General features: G+C 42.7%; 21 protein-coding genes and 1 tRNA gene. 11 read left to right on the top strand and 11 right to left on the bottom strand.

Translation table 11 applies throughout. The features are described 5' to 3' along the window. Positions 1–5: 5 nt before the first annotated feature. Complete coding sequence (gene glmS, locus L4D20_RS08945; protein ID WP_428801218.1) at positions 6–1838, top strand: glutamine--fructose-6-phosphate transaminase (isomerizing); 1833 nt, start codon at positions 6–8, stop codon at positions 1836–1838. A gap of 145 nt (positions 1839–1983) precedes the next feature. On the opposite strand, the gene L4D20_RS08940 is transcribed toward glmS, so the two are convergent. The 4 genes from L4D20_RS08940 to L4D20_RS08925 all read right to left on the bottom strand — a co-directional run bounded on the left by L4D20_RS08940 (position 1984) and on the right by L4D20_RS08925 (position 8045). Next, positions 1984–3963: a methyl-accepting chemotaxis protein gene (locus L4D20_RS08940; protein WP_428801217.1), complete on the bottom strand. Its 1980-nt coding sequence runs from the start codon at positions 3961–3963 to the stop codon at positions 1984–1986. Positions 3964–4255: 292 nt separating this feature from the next. Continuing rightward, a complete protein-coding gene (locus L4D20_RS08935; RefSeq protein WP_428801216.1) occupies positions 4256–4789 on the bottom strand; it encodes an MltR family transcriptional regulator in 534 nt (177 codons plus the stop codon). 50 nt (positions 4790–4839) lie between these two features. Beyond that, positions 4840–5988: a mannitol-1-phosphate 5-dehydrogenase gene (locus tag L4D20_RS08930; RefSeq protein WP_428801215.1), complete on the bottom strand. Its 1149-nt coding sequence runs from the start codon at positions 5986–5988 to the stop codon at positions 4840–4842. 107 nt (positions 5989–6095) lie between these two features. Further along, the gene (locus L4D20_RS08925) at positions 6096–8045 is read right to left on the bottom strand and encodes a PTS mannitol transporter subunit IICBA (RefSeq protein ID WP_428801214.1); all 1950 of its coding nucleotides are present in this window, start codon (positions 8043–8045) and stop codon (positions 6096–6098) included. Positions 8046–9003: 958 nt separating this feature from the next. Here L4D20_RS08925 and L4D20_RS08920 point away from each other — a divergent pair. Then, positions 9004–9168, top strand: a complete 165-nt coding sequence (locus tag L4D20_RS08920) for a hypothetical protein (protein WP_428801213.1) — start codon at positions 9004–9006, stop codon at positions 9166–9168. 165 nt (positions 9169–9333) lie between these two features. Here L4D20_RS08920 and nsrR read toward each other — a convergent pair whose 3' ends face one another. After that, positions 9334–9759 carry a nitric oxide-sensing transcriptional repressor NsrR gene (nsrR, locus tag L4D20_RS08915; protein ID WP_428801212.1) on the bottom strand — a complete coding sequence of 142 codons (426 nt, stop codon included), beginning with the start codon at positions 9757–9759 and terminating at the stop codon, positions 9334–9336. A 309-nt stretch (positions 9760–10068) separates the two neighbouring features. Here nsrR and L4D20_RS08910 point away from each other — a divergent pair, with 309 nt between their 5' ends. Then, the gene (locus tag L4D20_RS08910; RefSeq protein WP_428801211.1) at positions 10069–10704 is read left to right on the top strand and encodes an alternative oxidase; all 636 of its coding nucleotides are present in this window, start codon (positions 10069–10071) and stop codon (positions 10702–10704) included. 75 nt (positions 10705–10779) lie between these two features. Here the strand turns inward: L4D20_RS08910 and L4D20_RS08905 are convergent. From L4D20_RS08905 to rpsU, 5 genes are all read right to left on the bottom strand, one after another. Next, a tRNA-Ile gene (locus L4D20_RS08905) sits at positions 10780–10855 on the bottom strand. A gap of 143 nt (positions 10856–10998) precedes the next feature. Further along, on the bottom strand, positions 10999–12846 hold the full coding sequence (gene rpoD, locus L4D20_RS08900; RefSeq protein ID WP_428801210.1) for an RNA polymerase sigma factor RpoD: 1848 nt from the start codon (positions 12844–12846) through the stop codon (positions 10999–11001). 98 nt (positions 12847–12944) lie between these two features. Then, positions 12945–14684, bottom strand: coding sequence for a DNA primase (gene dnaG, locus L4D20_RS08895; RefSeq protein ID WP_428801288.1), 1740 nt, complete (start codon positions 14682–14684; stop codon positions 12945–12947). Positions 14685–14772: 88 nt separating this feature from the next. Further along, positions 14773–15216, bottom strand: coding sequence for a GatB/YqeY domain-containing protein (locus tag L4D20_RS08890; protein WP_428801209.1), 444 nt, complete (start codon positions 15214–15216; stop codon positions 14773–14775). Positions 15217–15243: 27 nt separating this feature from the next. After that, positions 15244–15459, bottom strand: coding sequence for a 30S ribosomal protein S21 (rpsU, locus tag L4D20_RS08885; protein ID WP_004396009.1), 216 nt, complete (start codon positions 15457–15459; stop codon positions 15244–15246). Between the two features lie 257 nt (positions 15460–15716). On the opposite strand from rpsU, the gene tsaD reads away from it, so the two are divergent. Further along, positions 15717–16733 carry a tRNA (adenosine(37)-N6)-threonylcarbamoyltransferase complex transferase subunit TsaD gene (gene tsaD, locus L4D20_RS08880; RefSeq protein ID WP_428801208.1) on the top strand — a complete coding sequence of 339 codons (1017 nt, stop codon included), beginning with the start codon at positions 15717–15719 and terminating at the stop codon, positions 16731–16733. Between the two features lie 75 nt (positions 16734–16808). On the opposite strand, the gene plsY is transcribed toward tsaD, so the two are convergent. After that, a complete protein-coding gene (gene plsY / locus L4D20_RS08875; protein WP_428801207.1) occupies positions 16809–17420 on the bottom strand; it encodes a glycerol-3-phosphate 1-O-acyltransferase PlsY in 612 nt (203 codons plus the stop codon). Between the two features lie 256 nt (positions 17421–17676). On the opposite strand from plsY, the gene folB reads away from it, so the two are divergent. The 7 genes from folB (at position 17677) to truD (ending at position 22142) form a co-directional block, all read left to right on the top strand. Beyond that, positions 17677–18030 (top strand): bifunctional dihydroneopterin aldolase/7,8-dihydroneopterin epimerase, encoded by a 354-nt coding sequence (gene folB, locus L4D20_RS08870; protein ID WP_428801206.1) that lies wholly within the window; start codon positions 17677–17679, stop codon positions 18028–18030. After that, positions 18027–18521: a 2-amino-4-hydroxy-6-hydroxymethyldihydropteridine diphosphokinase gene (gene folK, locus L4D20_RS08865; RefSeq protein ID WP_428801205.1), complete on the top strand. Its 495-nt coding sequence runs from the start codon at positions 18027–18029 to the stop codon at positions 18519–18521. Before folB ends, folK begins: the two co-directional genes overlap by 4 nt. Before the next feature lie 10 nt (positions 18522–18531). Next, positions 18532–19335: an undecaprenyl-diphosphate phosphatase gene (locus L4D20_RS08860; protein ID WP_428801204.1), complete on the top strand. Its 804-nt coding sequence runs from the start codon at positions 18532–18534 to the stop codon at positions 19333–19335. A 135-nt stretch (positions 19336–19470) separates the two neighbouring features. After that, complete coding sequence (ftsB, locus tag L4D20_RS08855) at positions 19471–19752, top strand: cell division protein FtsB (RefSeq protein ID WP_428801203.1); 282 nt, start codon at positions 19471–19473, stop codon at positions 19750–19752. 1 nt (position 19753) lies between these two features. Beyond that, positions 19754–20515: a 2-C-methyl-D-erythritol 4-phosphate cytidylyltransferase gene (gene ispD / locus L4D20_RS08850; protein WP_428801202.1), complete on the top strand. Its 762-nt coding sequence runs from the start codon at positions 19754–19756 to the stop codon at positions 20513–20515. Then, the gene (gene ispF / locus L4D20_RS08845; protein ID WP_428801287.1) at positions 20512–20988 is read left to right on the top strand and encodes a 2-C-methyl-D-erythritol 2,4-cyclodiphosphate synthase; all 477 of its coding nucleotides are present in this window, start codon (positions 20512–20514) and stop codon (positions 20986–20988) included. The genes ispD and ispF overlap by 4 nt, the downstream gene beginning before the upstream one ends. Positions 20989–21101: 113 nt before the next feature. Further along, complete coding sequence (truD, locus tag L4D20_RS08840) at positions 21102–22142, top strand: tRNA pseudouridine(13) synthase TruD (RefSeq protein ID WP_428801201.1); 1041 nt, start codon at positions 21102–21104, stop codon at positions 22140–22142.

Raw genomic sequence — 22142 nt, 5'->3', positions numbered from 1 at the left:
ACACTATGTGTGGAATCGTAGGCGCAGTCGCGCAGCGTGATGTAGCCGAAATCTTAGTCGAAGGTCTTCGTCGCCTTGAGTATCGCGGGTATGACTCTGCGGGTGTGGCAGTTGTTGATGCTCAAAGCAATCTGACTCGTGTTCGCCGTTTAGGTAAAGTTCAAGAGTTGGCTGACGCTGTTGAAAAGCAAGATGTCCTTGGCGGTACAGGTATTGCCCATACTCGTTGGGCGACACACGGTGAACCTTCTGAAGCCAATGCTCACCCTCATATGTCTGGTGATATTGCGGTTGTTCATAACGGTATTATTGAGAATCATGAAGAGCTACGTGAATTACTTCGCGAACGTGGTTATGTATTCGAATCTCAAACCGACACCGAAGTGATTGCCCATCTTGTTGAATGGGAACTGCGCAGCTGCAAATCTTTGCGTGAAGCACTGCAGAAAACAGTCGCTCAGCTAGATGGAGCGTACGGCACGGTGGTTGTGGATCGTAAAGATCCTAGCCGTATTGTTGTCGCTCGTTCTGGTAGCCCAATTGTGATTGGTTTTGGTGTGGGTGAAAACTTCTTAGCCTCTGACCAACTGGCACTGCTTAATGTCACTCGCCGATTTATGTATTTGGAAGAAGGGGATGTCGCGGAGATCACTCGACGTGACGTCACCGTTTACGATCTAAACTGCGAGCAGGTTGAGCGTGAGATAACTGAGTCGAATGCTGAGCATGATGCTGGTGATAAAGGAAAATATCGTCACTTCATGCAAAAAGAGATCTACGAGCAACCTACGGCATTAACGAATACGATGGAAGGTCGCATCACCAAAGACTCTGTCGTGACTGAAAGTATTGGGCTTAATGCAGCGGAAATTCTTGCTAACGTTGAACACGTACAGATTATCGCTTGTGGTACGTCTTACAATGCAGGTATGGCGGCACGTTACTGGTTTGAAGATCTAGCGGGTGTTAGTTGTGATGTCGAAATTGCATCTGAGTTCCGTTACCGTAAGTTTGTCACACGTCCAAATAGCCTATTAATTACCTTATCTCAGTCGGGTGAAACCGCTGATACGTTAGCCGCTCTGCGCTTAGCGAAAGAGAAAGGCTATATGTCAGCAATGACTATCTGTAATGTTGCTGGTTCTTCATTGGTTCGTGAGTCTGATTTTGCCTTCATGACCCGAGCTGGCGTTGAAATTGGCGTAGCTTCAACGAAAGCTTTCACCACGCAACTTGCAGCGCTGCTGATGCTAGTAACTGCATTAGGTAAACAGAAAAGCCTGATTGGTGCTGAGAAAGAGAAAGAGATCGTAGAAGCACTGCATGCGATTCCACAGCAGATTAACGCTGCACTGGCGTTTGAAAAGGAGATTGAAGCACTGGCTGAAGATTTCGCAGATAAGCACCATACACTGTTTTTAGGCCGAGGTGAGTTCTACCCCATCGCTATGGAAGCATCTTTGAAACTTAAAGAGATCTCTTACATTCACGCTGAAGCGTATGCAGCTGGTGAACTGAAACACGGTCCATTGGCACTGATTGATGCAGATATGCCGGTTGTAGTGGTCGCGCCGAATAATGAATTATTAGAGAAGCTAAAATCTAATATCGAAGAAGTTCGAGCACGTGGCGGTTTGTTGTACGTATTTGCGGATGAAGACGCAGGTTTTGAAGCGGATGAGAACATGAAAATCATCACTATGCCTAGGGTTAGCGATATTACTGCACCGATCTACTACACGATTCCAATGCAGTTGCTTTCTTACTATGTTGCTCTGATCAAAGGGACCGATGTGGATCAACCACGCAACCTAGCAAAAGCAGTGACGGTTGAATAGGGCCAAAGGTTGAATAGAGCTACAGATAGTACCGTAATGAGTTATCTTCAATGGTGACTCTTATAGCAGAAGCTCAATAAAATAAAAGCTCCCGGGTTGGGAGCTTTTTTGTTTTATGACTGGAGAGTCAGTCTAAGCTGAAAGATTAGATCTTGAAGGAGCTGGCAAGGTTTTTCAGTGATGTGGCGAGTTCGGCCTGCTCTAAAGAGGTTGTAGCGATTTGTATTGCTCCCTCTGTTGTCTCATTGGATTTCTCTTCAACAGTCATGACATTTCTAGCTATGTCCTGAGTGACCACGGCTTGTTCTTCTGCCGCTGTTGCGATCTGATCTGTCATATCAAAGATGCTGTTTACTGAGTTAGATATATCGGCCAGAGTTTGTTCAACACTTTTTGAGTCTTCAACCGCTACTGAAGATTTCCTCTGACTGCTATCTATGACATTAAATGCCCCTTCCACATCGGATTGAAGAGAGCTGACAAATCCTTCGATCTCAGCGGTAGATTCTTGAGTTCGTTGAGCGAGTGTTCGTACCTCGTCCGCGACCACGGCAAAGCCCCTTCCTTGCTCACCAGCTCGTGCTGCCTCAATCGCTGCGTTAAGTGCTAGCAAGTTGGTTTGCTCGGCCACAGACTTAATCACATCAATCACATTGTTAATATCATTGCTGCTCTCATGTAGATGGGTTATTTTTTCTGCCAACCCATCTATTTCGGTCGCAAGGCTTTCAATGGAGTGGTAAGAATTTTGAACTGTCTTTAGACCTGCTTGTGACTTATCGTTAGCGACTTTAGCCGCTTCAGCTGTATCTTGAGTCTTGGTGGCAACTTCATTAACCGTGGTAGAAAACTCCTCTATTGCGGTTGCTATTAATGCTACTTGCCCCTGTTGCTCATTCATTGAGGTTGAGTTCAACTGACAGGTTTGTGAGGTCTCTTCAGCAGCAGAGGCGAGCGTGATACTTGAGTTTGATAAGTCATCAATCACCTGTGAAAACTGCTCAAGCGTCGCATTTAAAGAAGAAGAGATAATCCCCAACTCACTTTTATCAATATGAACAGCTCGAACGGTTAAGTCATTATGATCTCTTACTTCGGTCATCACAGAGGTGAGATCTTTCACTCTGGCTGAAAGATCTCTACTGGTTAGCAGGCTTATGACAGCGGTGAAAAGAGCAATCAGTGAACACATAATAATATTAACGATGAGTGACCACTGAGCAGATTTTGATTTGCTTTCTGCGAGAGTAATTAAACCTGACGAAAGGTGATTTTCAATCTTTTTAAGTTGCCCTATTCGCGCGGTTGCTTGAGAAAACCAATACACGGGATCGACATCAAATTGACTGTTTTTTGATTCAGCTACTTGGCGAATTTTAGTTACTTCCGCAATAGAAGGATGTTGCATCTGTTGATTGAAGAACTGCTTGTTTGATGCTGTGGTAAATACATTGAAATTATTTAGGTAGGTGTCTTGTTGCGTCACTAGGGAAATAAACTTCACTAGCATTCCTGTGCCAAATTCATTTTTTGCAAACGTGTTATTGAGTACCGCTCTTTCTATACCTGCTCGCTCTTTTCCCTGTAAGAAGTTGTAGTAGGCAATGGTCTCCTGCGTGATTTCAGCATTGTTACTAATGTTTGAGATTAGCTCAGAAACACTCAACAGCATTGAGTTGAGTTTTGTGTAGTAGGATAACGCATCAGAAAGTGCCATTGTCTGGGCATCAATTTGGCTTCGAACTGAGTCGATACTGCTCAGTTGCTGATTGATCTGATTATTTAGCGTCTGTATTTGTTGATTTTCAACTTCAGAGGTTTGCCAATAGCTACGTCGTTGCTCTCTTTTATTATCGGCCGCCTTTCTTTGCGCGGTTAGCTCACTTCTAAACTGTTTGCCTTGCGAACCAAGAAATCCGGCCGTCATTCCTCGTTCTTTTTGGATTTCATGAACAAGCTCACTGTAAACGACAGAGAGACTGGTGAGTTGTTTGAGCGAAGACATCTCTTTCGTTGTGGTAATGCTCTGGCTAATAGAGAAAAAGCTTAACCAAAGAAAACCAAGTATCGGTAAGGCAATCAAAATGACGATTTTTTGTTTGAAGGATATATCAGATAAATTCATGTTTATTTCCCTAGCTGCCATCGGTTTTTATTTTTTATAGTGCGATGAAAAACTCAAAGCTCTAAATGGATTTGAATCCGATTTATGTACTGCAACTTCTTTGGAAGAAAGAAGCGTACAAATGACGTATTTAAACAGCGTTATAGTTATTAGTTATACAGTTGAAATGAATCCATTAGGATTTACTAAAGTAGTATAGTCAGAGAAAATGGGTAAAGAGGAGTTTTTAAAAGCTAGTTTGACCTAACGCAAATAAGGGCTGTGGTATTAATGTGGGAGAGGAGTTCTATCACTAGAATGGGCTGTCTTTACCGAGTTCATTGCAGATGTCGACAATGGCAAGTGAAAGGCCGGATTTAATAATTTGCTGCTGGCGTTGTAGCTGAAGGTGGTAAAATTCTAAATCAATATCATCATCAGGCTCACTGACTTCAAGTTGCACCATTCCCATCTTCTTAACTAGGTTAAGCTCTTTTATAGGCAAGAGAATGTTTGGGTCGGTAAACTCATAATCAGAGGCATCATTGTTGAGCATATTTTTGATCTTTATGATGTCTTCGATATCGTGATATACCTCATCGGGAAGGACGCCTAAACCAAATAGCAGCTTTAAACGTACAGAGAGATCCCCTAACGGGCCTGAGTCTTGTAGTAGAGGACCAACAACAGATTGCACTGCAAAATTGTCTTTACGAAAGATTCGTTGAACGAGCGCGTCAATCGAGCTATTAAATACGTCGACGGCTGCAATAAAAAAACCACGTACCGATGGTGCGTTGTTTAGCTGTTCGATGATCTCAGTTTCGTTAATATTATTAATTGCCATACCTGTCTTTAAATTTGCGATAAAAGGGGCGTTCCTAGCCCCTTAACTATCTATAGTTGGTTGTAAATGACTTCGATCTCTGCCACTTCTTTGCTGCACTCAGCCAAGCCAGTATATTGAACCAAGGTTTGCTTAATGCCTTGCGCTTTAATCGACTCTTGTAACTCAACCGCCTGAGGGTCAGTCGCATTTGTGTATTTTAATGCGGCAGCAACACCTTTTAAAAGTGTTTTATTATCAGTGCCATACTCGATTGTACCTAAAAGTGGTTTTATTAATCGATCATTTGGCCCTAGTTTACGAATTGGCTGGCGACCAACGCGATCCACTTCATCGACTAAGAATGGATTAGCAAAGCGATCCAGTATCTTATTGATGTATGCATCGTGTAATTCACGATCGAAGCCGTAGCGTTGAATGAGGACTTCTCCGCTCTCTTGCATGGCCTGCTTAACTTGTTGCTGAATATCTTTATCTTCAATGGCATCGCGAATGGTGGGGTGACCTTTGAGGCAACCTAGATAAGCGGTGATGCAGTGACCAGTGTTGAGAGTAAACAGTTTACGTTCAACAAACGCCATTAAATTCGATGTCTTTTCCATTCCTTCAATGTCAGGAATTTCACCTTTAAATTGCTGTTCATCCACAATCCACTCGCTGAAACTTTCAACGGTGACTTCTAATGGATCATCATTGGCTGCCGATGTTGGTGGCACGATACGGTCTACAGCAGAATCTACAAAGCCAACCAGTGTTTCAGTTTGCTCGTGCAGTGATTCATCTAAATATTTGTAGACCTCACCTTTTAAGTGAGTCGTGCCGCGAACCATATTCTCACAAGCGATGATATTTAATGGTTTTAGGTTTCCTGAAGCGAAACGCTTGTTAATCCCGTTAGCAATGGTTTTTGCGATGATATCGAGCACGTTCGGACCAACGGCTGTTGTGACTAAATCTGTTTTGACGATTCGATCAATCACATCTTCACTCGCTGAATTAACCGCAGTAACGTGAGTGACGGTGTCTGTTTGGCATTGAGAGCCAACGACTTTCACTTTGTATTCTTGTTTATGGCTTAGTTGATCAACGAGTGGTTTATCAACATCAGCGAAAGTGACCTCAACATCAGCGTCTGCTAACAATTTACCAATGAAACCGCGTCCGATATTACCTGCGCCAAAATGAACTGCATTCTTCATAATCTTACCTACTCAAAATATTTCAAAAATGGATAACTATCTTTCTACTAAGGTGAGGTCAACCGTATAGGGGGCAGTTGACCTCTTTTTGCTCAGGAGCAAAAACCTTATGCGGCTTGGTGACCTGATAAGATGTTCAAAATTTCATTTACATCTTGTGTATTGGTCAGTTTTTCGATGGCATCTGGCTCATCAAGCGCGTTAGTTATCGAGGTAATAACCTGAATATGTTCGTCATTTTTGGCAGCAATGCCGATGACTAATTTTGCTACGTCGTCTTTATCGTCTGTAAATTGAATACCAGAAGGGTATTGGCAAATAACGATACCCGTCTTTTTCACTCGGTCTTTGGCTTCTACCGTTCCATGGGGAACAGCAATAGACTCACCTAGGTAGGTTGGGACCAGTTTTTCACGTTCAAACATCGCATCCACGTACTCTGGTTCAGCGTAACCGAGTTCAACCAGTTTATTACCAGCAAAGCGGATAGCATCTTCTTTATTATTTGCCTTAAGGCCAAGGTGGATATTTTGGGGTTGGATTTGGAAGACAGAAGGTTGAATCTGCTCAAAACTATCATCGTTAGCCGCTAAAACAGAAACCTTCCCTAGGTTATCGTCGTTGGCTGCTGTGCTTTTTTGAGCCGCTAATAGTTTAGTCACTATTTGATTGTACATTTCACTGTCTAGGAAATTAGTGAGTGAAATATGGTGTGCATTCTCAGCATGCTTGCGAGCGCGGTCAGTTAGGTCTTTATGAGTAATCACAATGTCGGCACTTTCTGTCAAACTGTTAATTGCTAGGTTTGTCACGTGAATGGATAAACCCGCTTCTTGAATCTTCTTACGTAGTAGACCTGCGCCCATCGCGCTTGAGCCCATACCTGCATCACAAGCAACAATAATGCTTTGTACGTTGGCTAAATCGATGTCGCCTTTATCTTGGTTCGCTACCGTTGCACCTTTTGAAGATGACTTCATATCTTTCATTTGTGATGTTGCTTTGCTTAACGCTGAGTCATCACCATCTTCTTCTGTCGATGTTTGTGTCTTCAACAGTAATGCAGCAACAGTAAATGAAACGGCAGTAGCGGAGACGATAGAGGCCAGTACACCGATGATTGATCCTTTCTGTGTCATTAAGAGAACAGCAAAGATTGACCCCGGAGATGCTGGAGATACGATACCCGCATCAAAAGCAGTTAGAACAAATACCCCAGTCATACCGCCTGCAATAGCCGCAAGGATCAAGCGAGGATTCATTAGAATGTATGGGAAGTAAATTTCATGGATACCACCAAAGAAGTGGATAATAGAAGCGCCGCCCGCTGTTTGTTTCGCCGTGCCTTTACCGAAGACCATGTAAGCAAGAAGAATACCTAGCCCAGGCCCTGGATTTGCTTCAATCAGGAAGAAGATTGATTGACCCGCTTCAGATGCCTGTTGAATACCAAGAGGAGAGAAAATACCGTGGTTAATCGCGTTATTTAGGAAAAGGATTTTTGCAGGTTCAACAAAAATAGATGTTAAAGGAAGCAGGTGCGCTTCAACTAAGAAGTGTACCCCGCCAGCAAGACCTGCCGAAAGCACCTTGACAAACGGACCGATAAAGAAGAAAGCGATGATCGCACAGACCATACCAATGATGCCTGCGGAGAAGTTGTTAACCAACATCTCAAAGCCACTTTTAATTTTACCATCCACTTTTTGGTCAAATGTTTTGATTGCCCAGCCGCCCATAGGACCAACCATCATGGCACCCATAAACATAGGAATATCCGTTCCGACAATAACGCCCATTGTGGTGATAGCACCAACAACTGCGCCGCGTTCACCGCCAACTAACTTACCACCGGTATAACCGATCAGTAATGGAAGTAGGTAAGTGATCATAGGTCCAACCATGGCTGCTAAGGTTTCGTTAGGCAGCCAGCCTGTTGGAATAAAGAGTGCGGTAATAAAGCCCCAAGCGATAAAGGCGCCAATATTTGGCATTACCATGTTAGATAAGAAGCGACCAAAATTTTGTATCTTGATCTTAGCATCTGGTGATATCATGAGAATTCCCCGTTCGATGTTCTAATGATTATTGTGTGGTAACGGTTCGCTAAAACCGTTTCGTTGATTGCTTAGTACTCAATCAATTTACCACACAAATTAATAATAGAACTGACAACGGGTTTTTTGTGACTGTCATCCCGAAGCAGTGCTTTTGTTGATGGATTTCAGTGATGCTCTTCAAGTTTATAGCGTGTAATTTTAATACGAAATGCGACTTGTTAAAAAGTCAATGAAAACATAAGTGACAGTGATCTCTGTTTTAAAGTTTTTATATTGAAATATATTGTGATCTAGATCTTTATTTTGGTTATTTTCTGATTAATCTAAATATTAAATGTGACTATGATCTCATTTGCTTTCCTTTTCGAGCTTGATCTTATTGATTTTTAATAACCCTATAGAGTTAGTTGAAATTAAGTAACGATTATTGATTGCTCAGGCATCTGTGTATTTAACCTGTGAATGTGTTGTTTGGTATTCTATTTGTGTCATTTCTATAATTAATCGCGTTATCGAAAGTAGACCTACTTTAATATATCGGTTTGTTGTAAGACGAGACTAGCGTGCAACATTGATAAATTTTGAGCTGGCAAATAAATTATCGCTCACAAAATGCTTGACTGTAATGTTATTCGAAGAGGATTGTTGCTAAGTTAACTAGGCGTTTAACGCTATAAAAATAATGACACAAACTTCGTTTTTGCTGAGCTGGAATAGACGGGAGCTAAATGCTCCCGTTGTTGTATCTGTAAGAAAGTAAAAGTCGATTCGCAGAAGGCCTGGTGAATATTTTCATTAGGCTTTTTTGTATTTTTAATTCGTAGGTTGATTAATGATTAGTAAATATTCAGTAATCGTAGTAATCTCACCATAAGGTGCATTTCAGATGCATCTTTATGGTGATTAGCTTTTAGTTAGTCAGATCAAAAGTACACAATTGCATTACTAGGAAAAAATGATGGCATTACAAACACCAAAACTGTTTACCAAAATCGAAGAAAAGTTACGCTCTAAAGACGAAGATAAAAAAGTGAGTGAATCAGAAAGTAGTAAAGACAATACCAAGAAACAACCTCATGAAAGTGGTAGCCCTAGTTCTTGCTGTGGTTCTTGCTCTTAATTGAGAGTACATAACAGGGAAAGTTGAGACTTTTATTATGGTTGATGAAAATGAAAAATAGGGCTCATGCTTTTCATTCCCTTAATGGGTGTAGCTTAGATCATGGGTTTAATATTTTACTAATTAACAGTTTGGCTTAGTCATCTAGATGATAGAGCCAGACTGTTACGAAGGTATGAGAAGCTTATAAAGATCTGGGTTCTCATCGAGTAAATCATAAATAGTGCACTGATCTAATTCAGCTAAAAAAGTCTGTTTGGCTTTAAATATCTTTTCTTTTAAGCGGCAAGCTGGAGTGATATGACAAAACTCTTGTGTACAATTTACAAGCTCCATCGGCTCTAAGTCTCGAACAACATTTCCTACAGTGATCGACTCAGACGATCTGCTTAAGTAAATACCACCATTCTTCCCTCGTACCGTTTTTATATAGCCGCATTGCCCCAGTTTATGGACAACTTTCACCATATGGTTTCTTGATACTCCAAATAAGTTAGTAACCTCGGTAATGCTCGCAAGTTTCTCTTCCGGCAAGGAGGCTAGATACACCAATGTACGTAATGCGTAATCAGTAAAGCTTGTTAGGTGCATATAAATATCTCTTCATTATCTGCTGATTGAGATTAGGAATTGCTAACTATTTTTTGTTAACTATCACTAAACGCTCAAGCTGAAATTTCTCCACATATGATACAACAAGCCGAGCTTAACTGGGGGAGTACTTCTGCTTTGTAAGTAATTAAGAATATCAAACTAGGATCTATTGCTCTTTCCAACTGGCTGGTGTTATTAATTCTTACACTTTCACTGATGTAATTTTAGTTTAACTTATCAAATTAATTTGAGCCTCACGTCATTAAGGTGTATCTTAAATGCATCTTAAGGGTTGAGGGTCATACCATGTCAAACTTCAAATTAACGCATAGAAATACCACCAAGTTATCTGAGCATGTTGCTTATAAAATTACCCAGTTTCTCAAGCTTATACTTAATGCATTTTATGGAAAAAAATATGCGAAAAGAGCGGTTATCTTAGAAACAATCGCTGCGGTCCCTGGAATGGTTGCGGGTATGTTCAACCACTTAAAGGCGCTAAGAAAGATGAAAGATGATGAGGGGTGGATTAAGGAGTTGCTCAGCGAGGCTGAAAATGAGCGAATGCACTTAATGATTTTCTTAGATATAGCAAAGCCAAGTTGGATAGAAAGAACTTTGGTATTTTTAGGGCAAGCTGTATTTGTTGTGGTTTACAGTATCATTTATATATTCTCCTCAAAAATTGCCCATCGTGTCGTGGGATACTTTGAAGAAGAGGCGTGCAAGAGTTATACGGAGTATTTAGAAAAAATAGAGTCAGGTGAAGTTGAAAACGTCTCAGCTCCCCAAATTGCTATTGATTACTATCAACTTAGTGAAGATGCATTATTGCATGATGTCATTCTTAGAATTCGTGATGATGAGGCAAAGCACAGAGATCGTAACCACTCATTTGCTGATGCTTATGAATCAAATGAACTGCCCGCGCATCATCTATAGAGAATCTAAGGCATTAAAACAGCTAGAAAAGCAAAAGGCCTGAGAAGCATAAATGCTCTCAGGCCTTTCTGTATTTGGTGGCCCCTCCCAGATTTGAACTGGGGACCGAACGATTATGAGTCGTGCGCTCTAACCACTGAGCTAAGGGGCCGAATTAGGTGAGTGATTATAGGGGAAGCCTTTGTGCATGTCTACCCACTGTAGGGGGCAATTGCGCTCAGTTTTTATCCACTTAAACCAATCAGATACAAAAAAGGTGAGCTAGTGCTCACCTTTTTTAATATCGAATACTTATTACTCGTCTAGGAAGCTGCGCAGAGTTTCTGAGCGGCTTGGGTGACGTAGTTTACGTAGTGCTTTCGCTTCGATTTGACGGATACGCTCACGAGTAACATCAAACTGCTTACCAACCTCTTCAAGAGTGTGGTCAGTGTTCATGTCGATACCAAAACGCATACGTAGAACTTTAGCTTCACGAGGTGTTAAACCTGCAAGTACGTCTTTCGTTGCGCCTCTTAGACTTGTTGATGTTGCCGAGTCTAGCGGTAGCTCAAGAGTTGTATCTTCAATGAAGTCACCTAGATGCGAATCTTCGTCGTCACCGATTGGTGTCTCCATAGAGATTGGCTCTTTAGCGATCTTCAATACTTTGCGGATCTTATCTTCAGGCATTTGCATGCGCTCAGCCAGCTCTTCCGGAAGTGGTTCACGACCCATCTCTTGTAGCATTTGACGAGAGATACGGTTTAGTTTGTTGATCGTTTCGATCATGTGAACCGGAATACGGATAGTACGAGCTTGGTCGGCAATCGAACGAGTGATTGCTTGACGGATCCACCAAGTAGCGTAAGTAGAGAATTTGTAACCACGACGGTATTCAAACTTATCTACAGCTTTCATCAGACCGATGTTACCTTCTTGGATTAGATCCAGGAATTGTAGACCACGGTTTGTGTACTTCTTAGCAATTGAGATTACTAGACGTAAGTTCGCTTCAACCATCTCTTTCTTAGCACGACGAGCTTTCGCTTCACCAATCGACATGCGTCGGCTGATTTCTTTAATGCTTTGAACAGATAGGTTAGTTTCTCTTTCAATGATAGCAAGCTTGAGAATTGAACGACGAATGTCTTCTTCACTACGCTTAACTTTTTCAGCATACGGCTTATCTGAAGCCAGTGCTTCGTCTAACCATGCATCACTTGATTCGTTACCAGTAAAGATCGCAACAAACGATTTCTTCGGCATTTTTCCGTATTCAACGGTTTGACGGATGATCAAACGTTCTTGAGTACGAACACGCTCCATAGAGGTGCGTAGCTGAGTCACTAAGTAATCAAACTGCTTTGGCGTTAAGCGGAATTCAGCAAAGACTTCTTGAAGAAGTTTTGTTGCGTTCGATGCTTTACTGCTGTCAGCGCCGTGCTCGTTGATCGCTAGTTGAAGGTTTTGATAAGTGTTGCGTAGCGAGGTGAACTTTTCTAGAGCAAGTTCAGGATCAATACCTGTATCTTCCTCTTCTTCTTCCTCGTCATCTTCTTCTTTTTTATCGCCATCTTCATCAGCAAGATCAGTTTTAGCTAGCTCTGAACCGATGTGAGTTGCTGTTGGTGCTGTTGTTCCATCATCATTCGGATCAACAAAACCATTGATAAGGTCTGTTAAGCGAAGTTCTTCAGCTAGAACACGATCAAACTGTTCAAGAACGTATGGAATCGTACCTGGGTATTCAGCAACTGCGCTTTGAACTTGGTTAATACCATCTTCAATGCGTTTCGCAATATCAATTTCACCTTCACGAGTCAGAAGTTCAACTGTACCCATCTCACGCATATACATGCGGACAGGATCGGTTGTACGACCAATTTCGCTTTCCACGCTTGATAGCGCGGCAGCAGCAGCTTCAGCCGCATCTTCATCGGTGACTGTGTTGTCTTCATTCAGTGCAAGGTCATCGGCATCAGGAGCAGTTTCTACTACCTTAATACCCATATCGTTGATCATCTGAATGATATCCTCTACCTGTTCAGAATCTACGATTTCTGCTGGTAGGTGATCATTTACTTCGGCGTACGTCAGATAGCCTTGCTCCTTGCCTTTAATAACAAGTAGTTTTAGCTGTGACTGCGGATTTTGATCCATAGACGGTATCCAACTTCGTATCTAGTGACGGATTTAGTATGCGACATGCAAACCACGAGTAATAACAAATCTTTCCAATGCTGACCAATTCAATAGGGTTACGCTTTTAAATCTAGCATCAGTGCTAGTAGCTCCCTTTTTTCATCGGCTGATAAACCGATACTTCTTGCCTTGGCCTGCAGGTTTTCAATTTGTTTTTCAACGCACTGGGCCAAAATTTTGTCCAGTGAGTCTAAAAATATGTCTTCTTGATTGTCTTCATTTGTTGGGATTTCCCAACTGGCGAGACGAGACAGAAGCGCCTCATTTTTGTTATTGCGCCATTGTTCTAGTAATAGGCCCGTGTTGATATGGGGATTCGCTCGACAATATTCAAGGACTTCTATTAATAAAGTTAGTCCCGGTAGTGATAATTCTCTCACCGATGAGAGATCGGGTACCATATCAGCATAGCTCGGATTCTGAATAAGCAAAGCGATAACTTCTCGCATTGGCGTGCGCTTGATCTCTTTATGCGGTTGAGGTCTAGCTTCTGAATCCTTTGGTAATAGCGGCTTTTTATAAATGCCCGTTTTTTGACCTAATATTTTTAGTAACTGACCTTGCATGGAAGCATCAGGAACTTTATTGATCAAAGGGATAGCCAGAGCTTCTAAAGCGGCTTTACCTTCGTTGTTGCCCATATCAACTTGAGCAACTAAATGATCAAATAGGTATCGAGATAATGGCACCGCTTGCTTAACTTCTATTTCGAAGGCTTCTTGGCCATTTTTTCGAATAAAGCTGTCTGGATCTTCGCCATCCGGTAAGAATAGGAATTTGAGAATATTGCCACTCTTTAAGTAGCTTAAGGCATTCTCTAATGCGCGCCATGCGGCTTCGCGTCCTGCTCGGTCTCCATCATAGCAACAGACCACAGTGTTCGTTTGGCGAAACAGTACTTGTAGGTGATCACCGGTTGTTGATGTTCCCAGTGATGCAACAGAGTAATCAACGCCATACTGCGCTAAAGCAACCACATCCATATAGCCTTCAACGACTAGGATTTGTGGCGGCTCTCTATAGGCTTGCAGTACTTCATATAAACCATAAAGCTCTTTACCTTTATGGAAGATTGGCGTTTCAGGTGAGTTGAGGTATTTAGGTGTACCATCACCAATGACTCGCCCACCAAAACCAATGACTCGACCACGGCGATCATGAATAGGGAACATGACTCGGCCGCGAAAGCGATCGTATCGGTTGCCTTTATCATTCTCGATGAGCATGCCACCAGTGACTAGCATCTCTTGTGCTTTAGGTTGCTGGCCAAAGTTCTTACGAACTAAGTCCCATTCGTCAGCGACATAACCAATACCAAATTTCTGTACGATTTCACCAGATAATCCGCGCTCTTTAAGGTAATCAATAGCCACTTTACTTGACGCGGTTTTAAGCTGATTACGATAAAACTGGGCAATGCTACCCATGACATCGTATAGGTTACGCTTTTCTTCAGTATTAGCGGTTGGCTGATTACTGAATCCGCCACTACGTTGTTCACGTGGTACGTCTAATCCTAAAGAAGAGGCCAGCTCATCAATCGCTTCAACGAACTCTAAACGTTCGTACTCCATCATGAAATCGATGGCATTACCATGAGCACCACAACCAAAACAGTGATAGAACTGTTTCTCTTGGCTTACGCTAAAAGAGGGGGTTTTCTCATTATGGAACGGGCAACAAGCGCCGTAGTTCTTACCTTTTTTCTTAAGTTTCACGCGCGGGTCGACAATGTCGACAATATCGAGTCGAGCAAGGAGGTCATCGATGAAGCTTCTAGGGATGTGTCCTGCCATAAAACCTAAGAAAAAAGAAAAGTTTACAATAGATACAAACAAGCCGTGCGTCCAAAGGATAGCACGGCTTGTTGCAATTTGATGTGGGTTAAGCGAGTTTAGAGCGAACTAAACCACTTACTTTACCCATATCTGCACGCCCTTGAATCTGAGGTTTTAATACTGCCATCACTTTACCCATGTCTTGCATGCCCGCAGCACCCGATTCTTCTATTGCACTAGTAATTAATGCAATAACTTCATCTTCAGTAAGCGGTTGAGGCATAAAGGCCTCTAGTACTGTGATTTCAGCTTTCTCAGTATCAGCTAAATCTTGACGACCAGCTGTTTCAAATTGAGCGACAGAATCGCGACGTTGTTTAACCATTTTGACCAGAATTGCAATAATGTCGTCGTCGGTCAGAGTGATCCGCTCGTCAACTTCACGTTGCTTAATTGCTGAAAGGGCTAAACGAATAGTGCCAAGGCGCGGTTTGTCCTTGGCTTTCATCGCTAATTTCTGCTCTTCTTTGAGTTGTTCAATAAGAGCCATAACTGGATTCCTTATGGGATCGAGTTATTAGTACAGGCGAACGCGACGAGCGTTTTCGCGAGCTAGCTTCTTAGCGTGACGCTTTTGAGCTGCTGCTTTAGCGCGTTTGCGAACTGTAGTTGGCTTTTCATAGTGCTCACGACGACGCACTTCAGAAAGGATACCTGCTTTTTCACAAGAGCGCTTGAAACGACGTAGTGCAACGTCGAACGGTTCGTTTTCACGTACTTTAACTATTGGCATATGCCTTTCACCTCAGGGGTTATTCATTATCGCTGGTTATTCATCGCCAAATCAGAGAAGTTACCCATCGAGCTAACTCTCATTCACGTTTGGTCGTTAACCAGCTTGATCAAAAATGGTGCGGAATTTTAATCCGATCACCTAACCTTTGTAAAGCCTTTTATCGTTTATTGTCTGTACAAAATTTGTTTGCCGAGCCAAGGCAGGGTAAGATTGCGGCAAATTCCCTCCATAGATAAAAGCATACAGAGAAAAATATGCGCATTATTGGTATTGAAACCTCGTGTGATGAAACGGGGATAGCGATTTATGACGATGAAAAAGGCCTGCTGAGCCATCAATTATATAGCCAAGTAAAACTGCACGCCGATTATGGTGGTGTGGTGCCTGAGCTTGCATCTCGCGATCACGTTAAGAAAACGATTCCTTTGATTAAAGCGGCGCTTAAAGAAGCGAATTTAACCTCTAAAGACATCGATGGTGTTGCGTATACCGCTGGCCCTGGTCTTGTTGGTGCGCTGCTAGTCGGAGCAACCATTGGACGCAGTATTGCGTATGCATGGGATGTTCCTGCGGTTGCTGTCCACCATATGGAAGGGCACTTACTTGCTCCTATGCTAGAAGATAACCCACCACCATTTCCTTTTGTTGCGGTGCTTGTTTCTGGCGGACACAGCATGATGGTTGAAGTGCATGGTGTGGGTGAATACAAAATTTTAGGCGAGTCGGTTGATGATGCGGCTGGTGAAGCGTTTGATAAGACAGCTAAGCTAATGGGTCTAGATTATCCAGGCGGCCCGCTGCTTGCCAAGCTTGCTGAAAATGGTAATCCGGGTCGCTTTAAGTTCCCTCGTCCAATGACCGATAGACCGGGGCTTGATATGAGCTTCTCTGGCCTAAAAACCTTTACCGCAAATACCATTGCTGCCAATGACAATGATGATCAGACTCGCGCTGATATTGCTTATGCCTTCCAAGAGGCGGTATGTGACACGTTAGTGATCAAATGTAAGCGTGCATTAATTCAAACTGGCATGAAACGTATTGTAATTGCGGGTGGTGTAAGTGCGAATAAACAGCTTCGCCAGTCACTGGGTGAACTTGCTAAAAAGGTTGGTGGTGAAGTCTACTACCCGCGTACTGAGTTTTGTACCGATAACGGCGCTATGATCGCTTACGCTGGTATGCAGCGTCTTAAGAATGGTGAAACCAGCGATTTATCCGTTCAAGCGATGCCACGTTGGCCGATTGATCAGCTAGAGCCAATTAGTTAGAGCCTAGCAGCTAAAACTAAAGAGCTGCTTAGCTAAGAAAAAGACAGCATCGAAACAACAGAATCTAAAGGTCTCTTATGAGGCCTTTTTTAATCCTTGTTTTTTCTCGCCGACTTTCGGCTCTGTACCATCTAATAGTCGTTTGATATTCGGTCCGTGTCGAAACACGATTAAGCAACAGAGCATGGCAACCGGCAACGTATATTGAGGTTTAATTAACCAGGTATAAAACGGGGCTAGCAAGACGGTGACAAGGGCTGCGAGTGATGAATAACGGAAGACAATTGCAACACTTAGCCAAGTCAGCACTATTATTCCTGTTAACCCTAATCCAATAGGGGCGATAGCACCGAGCGCCGTAGCTACTCCTTTTCCACCTTTAAAGTGGAAGAACAGTGGGTACATGTGCCCGAGGCAAGCGGAAATAGCCACAACACCTAATAGGAAAGAATCAATATCGAGGAAGTAACCACCCCACACAGGGATTGTTCCTTTTAGCATGTCACACAATAAAACCGCTACGGCCGCTTTCTTTCCACCAATTCTTAGAACATTGGTCGCACCGGGGTTGTTAGATCCAACATCACGAGGATCCGAGAGCCTTAATAAACGACAGATCAATACCGCACTTGAGATCGAGCCAAGTAAATAGGCTGAAATGATCAATGTGAGAACAAGTGGGCTCATGATACGTTTACTCGTATAGAAACATGACTTAATAAAAGCACTACTCGACTCGAGCTTAACTTATAGAAAGTGAGGTTAGTCGTGTGAAACGGGCGGTTTATGAAACAGATGCTCTAAAAGCAACTAATTGTTATCATATCGCGATTCATATCCTCGCACTACTGACATATGCATGGTCAGCGTGAGCGATACATCAGGATAGTAAGTTTTTTTGACCCGTTTGGGTATCCGACCTCTACAAAGGACAGACTCCATCATGGATAAAGTATTCATTGAACAGCTAGAAGTGATCACGACCATCGGCGTGTACGACTGGGAACAAGAGATCAAGCAGAAGCTGGTTTTAGATATTGAAATGGGCCATAACAATCAACCTGCGGGTAAAAGTGATGATGTGGTTGATGCGCTAGATTACTTTGAAGTGAGCCAAGCGGTGCTAAAACACATTGAGCAAGGTCGATTTTTACTGGTTGAACGTGTGGCTGAAGAAGTGGCTGAGTTAATTATGACTCGCTTCAGTGTCCCTTGGATCAAAATTCGCCTAACTAAGCCGGGTGCAGTTGCTCAAGCGAAAGGGGTTGGCGTGATCATTGAGCGAGGCGAGCAATGATCACCACTTACATTGGTGTTGGAACCAATGTAGAGCGGAAGAAGCATGTAGAGGCGGCGATAGCAGAGCTTTCACAATTGGGGGAGCAGTTAAAGTTATCGTCGATATACGAATGTGCTTCGGTGGGTTTTGATAGCGATGCTTTCTATAACTTGGTCGTTGAGATGAAAACATCCATGTCATTAACGGATCTTTCACAATCATTGCGTAAGATAGAAATAAGTTGGGGTCGTGAAGAGTTCGCTGAAAAGTATCAAGATCGAACCTTGGATCTTGATATCATTTTATTTGGTGATGAAGTCCGTGACAGTGGGCCGCAGTTACCACGATGCGATATTTTTAAATATCCGTTCGTGATCCAGCCTCTTTATGAGCTATGCCCTGATTTACACATTCCATCAGATGGAAGAACGGTTCGCCAAGTTTGGCGCCAATCCTCTGATTTTGACTCTTTAATTAGTATCAAGCCGTGGTTTGATCTAAAGAACTAATGAGATTTTAATGAGCTATATAGAAGCGTTTATCCTTGCTCTTATTCAAGGACTGACTGAATTTTTACCTATTTCAAGTTCTGCTCACCTAATACTGCCTTCAGCCGTACTAGGTTGGGAAGATCAAGGCCTAGCATTTGATGTTGCTGTACATGTTGGCACATTAGCGGCGGTGATCATCTATTTCCGCAAAGAAGTGGTCACGTTATTAAGCGCCTTTTTTGGTTCGATTTTTAAAGGTGAGCGAAGCAAAGAGTCAAAATTTGCTTGGATGATCATCTTAGCGACAATTCCAGCCTGTATTGTCGGCCTTTTCATGAAAGATATTATCGAAATATATTTGCGTAGTGCTTGGGTCATCGCCGTTACTACGATCATCTTTGGTCTATTGCTTTGGTATGTCGATAAAAATGCTGAACTGCTTTACGATGAACATCAAGCAGACTGGAAGAAATCCTTGTTTATAGGTATCGCTCAAGCGGTGGCAATGATCCCGGGAACCTCACGTTCAGGGATAACCATTACAGCGGCTCTATATCTCGGGTTCACTCGCGAAGCAGCGGCTCGTTTTTCGTTTCTAATGTCGATCCCAATCATTCTCTTGGCTGGTGGTTACCTTGGGTTAAAACTCGTAATGAGTGGTGAACCTCTGCATTTAGGGGTGTTAATGACCGGCGTTGTAACATCGTTTATTAGTGCCTATATCTGTATTCACTTATTCTTGAAACTGATCTCTAGAATGGGTATGACACCATTTGTGATCTATCGCCTTATCCTAGGCGGCGGTTTGTTTGCTTTCCTACTGCTTCAATAAACGCGTTTTTTAAAGGGTGCTGCATCATGTAGCACCATTTCTCACTCTTTCCTTACTTGCTCAATCTCGCTTGAAAAGCTGCATTGTGATATATATGTGGTCTTAAATCTTTCTCCCTTATATTACGTTACGATTATGCGAATTTTTGTTTTGACACTAACGCTACTGTTTGGCTGGCTGCAATATGAATTGTGGTTTGGAAAAAACGGCATTATTGATTTCAATTTAGTTAATAGTGACATTCAAGCGCAGCATCAAGTTAACGATAACCTCCAAGCTCGTAACGCAGAAATGTTCGCTGAAATTGATGATTTGCGCCAAGGTTTAGATGCGATAGAAGAACGCGCTAGACATGAGTTGGGCATGGTCAAAGAAGGAGAAACGTTCTACCGATTGCTTGGAGAGGAGTCTCAGTAGAATGTCAGTGCACTTATCTAAAGAAAATAACGAGCTTAATCAAGCCCAAGAGCCTCAACAAAGTTACAGCTCGATTGTCGCAATCGTCCCTGCTGCTGGCGTTGGTAGCCGCATGCAAGCTGATCGCCCAAAGCAATACTTAACAATCAATGATGTGACCATTCTAGAACACACCATATGTAAGTTACTCTCTCACCCTAGGATAGAGACCGTTGTTGTTGCGATCAGTGAAGATGATCCCTATTACTCAACTCTATCTATCGCCAATCAGCCAAATGTCATTCGTGTTGCTGGTGGTAAAGAGAGGGCTGACTCTGTCTTATCTGCACTTGAGTATGTTAACCATCACAGCCTTGCATCTTGGGCACTGGTTCATGATGCCGCTCGGCCCTGTGTACTATTAAGCGATATTGATAACCTGATTGATGTCTCGTTGAATCATGATGTTGGCGCGATATTGGCGTGTCCGGTCCGAGATACAATGAAACGCTCTGATGAATCAAAGAACATCTGCACAACCGTTGATCGAGAAGCATTATGGCATGCACTCACGCCGCAAATGTTTCCCGTTGGATCTTTGTCTGCGGCGTTAGATGCAGCATCAAAACAGAACGCAATCATTACTGATGAAGCGTCTGCACTTGAGCGACTAGGTCAAGCTCCTGCTTTGGTGCGTGGTCGCTCTGATAATATAAAAATAACTCAGCCTGAAGATCTTGCTTTGGCTGAGTTCTATTTAAGCCGAAATAAGGAAATACTATAATGCGCATTGGTCACGGTTTTGACGTACATAAATTTGGTGGTCAAGGGCCGGTTATTATTGGTGGTGTCGCGGTACCGTATGAGCAAGGACTAATCGCTCACTCCGATGGTGATGTGGCTTTGCATGCTTTAAGTGATGCATTGCTTGGTGCAATTGCCGAAGGTGATATTGGTCGCCACTTTCCAGATACCGATGATAAGTGGAAAGGCGCGGATAGCCGAGAGCTGCTTAAAGATGTTTATCGCTTAGTGAAAGAGAAAGGTTATGTGCTTGGTAATGCTGATGTCACTATCATGGCGCAAGCCCCTAAAATGGCACCTCACATTAAAGCGATGTGTGCAGCGATTGCTGAAGATCTAGAAACAGAGCTTGGTAATGTGAATGTTAAAGCGACAACGACAGAGCGACTTGGTTTTACTGGGCGAAAAGAAGGCATCGCTTGTGAAGCGGTTGTTCTACTATTAAAAAAATAGCTTTTACAAAAACCATACCTTTAATGATACCAGTTACTTTAAAAGCAGCTGATATTTAAAAACATGTATTACTTTAAAACAAATCGAGAGTCACGTTGTGACGGAAGAATAATATGTCAGATGTTTTATCCCAGTTTCATTACTTACACGGCAAGCCTACGGCAAAGGCCAAATTAAAAGCAAAAGCTGAACACTTTAAAGTAAGTGAAGACTTAGGTTATGAATTCACCGGTTCTGGTGAGCACCTAATGCTGCGCATTCGTAAAACGGGTGAAAACACTAGCTTTGTTGCCAATGAGCTGGCAAAAACCTGTGGCGTAAAATCGAAAGATATTAGCTGGGCGGGATTAAAAGATCGTCACGCAGTGACTGAGCAGTGGTTAAGCGTTCATTTACCTAAAGGTGGCACTCCTGATTTTGGTGCATTTTTAACGCAGTATCCAAGCATTGAAATACTCGATATGACTCGTCATAACAAAAAGCTTCGCCCTGGCGATTTGGCGGGTAATGATTTTGAAATCACGCTGTCAGATGTGACGGATGTTGATGATGTTATTGCACGTATTGAGAAAGTCTCAAATGTGGGTGTGCCTAACTACTTTGGTAGCCAGCGTTTTGGTAATCAGGGCAATAATTTAGAGGAAGCTCGTCGCTGGGGGCGTGAGAACGTACGAACTCGCAATCAAAACAAACGTAGCTTGTATCTATCTTCTGCTCGTTCATGGATCTTTAACAGAATTGTTTCAGCTCGATTAGAGCAAAACGTGTTTAACGCACTGCTCATTGGCGACATCGTGACAGGTTTCGAATCGACTCCTGTAACAGAAGACAATTCGGCTTCAATTGAGCAAGCTATTGCGGGCCAAGAGGCGATGATCACTGCGGCATTAGCCGGTGATAATGCACTACCTACTCAAGAAAAAGCACAACAACTCGAACAGCCGCACCTTGATGATGAACCTGATTTAATGGCTCTGATCCGTGGTAATAGAATGCGCCATGATCGCCGTTCGATCTTGTTGCAGCCCAAAAATCTCACATGGTCACACACTGATGATCAAGTAACGCTTAAATTCTCACTTGATGCTGGTAGTTTTGCGACGTCAATCGTAAGAGAACTAGTGGAAGAAGAGATCGTTGAACGCGTTTATTAA

It is taken from the genome of Vibrio kyushuensis, from assembly GCF_050337325.1.
GTDB classification, from domain to species: Bacteria; Pseudomonadota; Gammaproteobacteria; order Enterobacterales; family Vibrionaceae; genus Vibrio; species Vibrio kyushuensis.
Note: the sequence above shows the minus strand (reverse complement) of the source record. Positions and strands in the feature narration are given on the sequence as shown.

Coding starts and splice junctions, on each gene's coding strand:
- rpoD (WP_428801210.1), bottom strand. CDS start 12,846: ATGGATCAAAATCCGCAGTCACAGCTAAAACTACTTGTTATTAAAGGC.
- folK (WP_428801205.1), top strand. CDS start 18,027: ATGATCACCACTTACATTGGTGTTGGAACCAATGTAGAGCGGAAGAAG.
- L4D20_RS08920 (WP_428801213.1), top strand. CDS start 9,004: ATGATGGCATTACAAACACCAAAACTGTTTACCAAAATCGAAGAAAAG.
- truD (WP_428801201.1), top strand. CDS start 21,102: ATGTCAGATGTTTTATCCCAGTTTCATTACTTACACGGCAAGCCTACG.
- L4D20_RS08860 (WP_428801204.1), top strand. CDS start 18,532: ATGAGCTATATAGAAGCGTTTATCCTTGCTCTTATTCAAGGACTGACT.
- tsaD (WP_428801208.1), top strand. CDS start 15,717: ATGCGCATTATTGGTATTGAAACCTCGTGTGATGAAACGGGGATAGCG.
- plsY (WP_428801207.1), bottom strand. CDS start 17,420: ATGAGCCCACTTGTTCTCACATTGATCATTTCAGCCTATTTACTTGGC.
- rpsU (WP_004396009.1), bottom strand. CDS start 15,459: ATGCCAATAGTTAAAGTACGTGAAAACGAACCGTTCGACGTTGCACTA.
- L4D20_RS08910 (WP_428801211.1), top strand. CDS start 10,069: ATGTCAAACTTCAAATTAACGCATAGAAATACCACCAAGTTATCTGAG.
- glmS (WP_428801218.1), top strand. CDS start 6: ATGTGTGGAATCGTAGGCGCAGTCGCGCAGCGTGATGTAGCCGAAATC.
- L4D20_RS08935 (WP_428801216.1), bottom strand. CDS start 4,789: ATGGCAATTAATAATATTAACGAAACTGAGATCATCGAACAGCTAAAC.
- L4D20_RS08925 (WP_428801214.1), bottom strand. CDS start 8,045: ATGATATCACCAGATGCTAAGATCAAGATACAAAATTTTGGTCGCTTC.
- dnaG (WP_428801288.1), bottom strand. CDS start 14,684: ATGGCAGGACACATCCCTAGAAGCTTCATCGATGACCTCCTTGCTCGA.
- L4D20_RS08930 (WP_428801215.1), bottom strand. CDS start 5,988: ATGAAGAATGCAGTTCATTTTGGCGCAGGTAATATCGGACGCGGTTTC.
- folB (WP_428801206.1), top strand. CDS start 17,677: ATGGATAAAGTATTCATTGAACAGCTAGAAGTGATCACGACCATCGGC.
- nsrR (WP_428801212.1), bottom strand. CDS start 9,759: ATGCACCTAACAAGCTTTACTGATTACGCATTACGTACATTGGTGTAT.
- L4D20_RS08890 (WP_428801209.1), bottom strand. CDS start 15,216: ATGGCTCTTATTGAACAACTCAAAGAAGAGCAGAAATTAGCGATGAAA.
- ispD (WP_428801202.1), top strand. CDS start 19,754: ATGTCAGTGCACTTATCTAAAGAAAATAACGAGCTTAATCAAGCCCAA.
- L4D20_RS08940 (WP_428801217.1), bottom strand. CDS start 3,963: ATGAATTTATCTGATATATCCTTCAAACAAAAAATCGTCATTTTGATT.
- ftsB (WP_428801203.1), top strand. CDS start 19,471: ATGCGAATTTTTGTTTTGACACTAACGCTACTGTTTGGCTGGCTGCAA.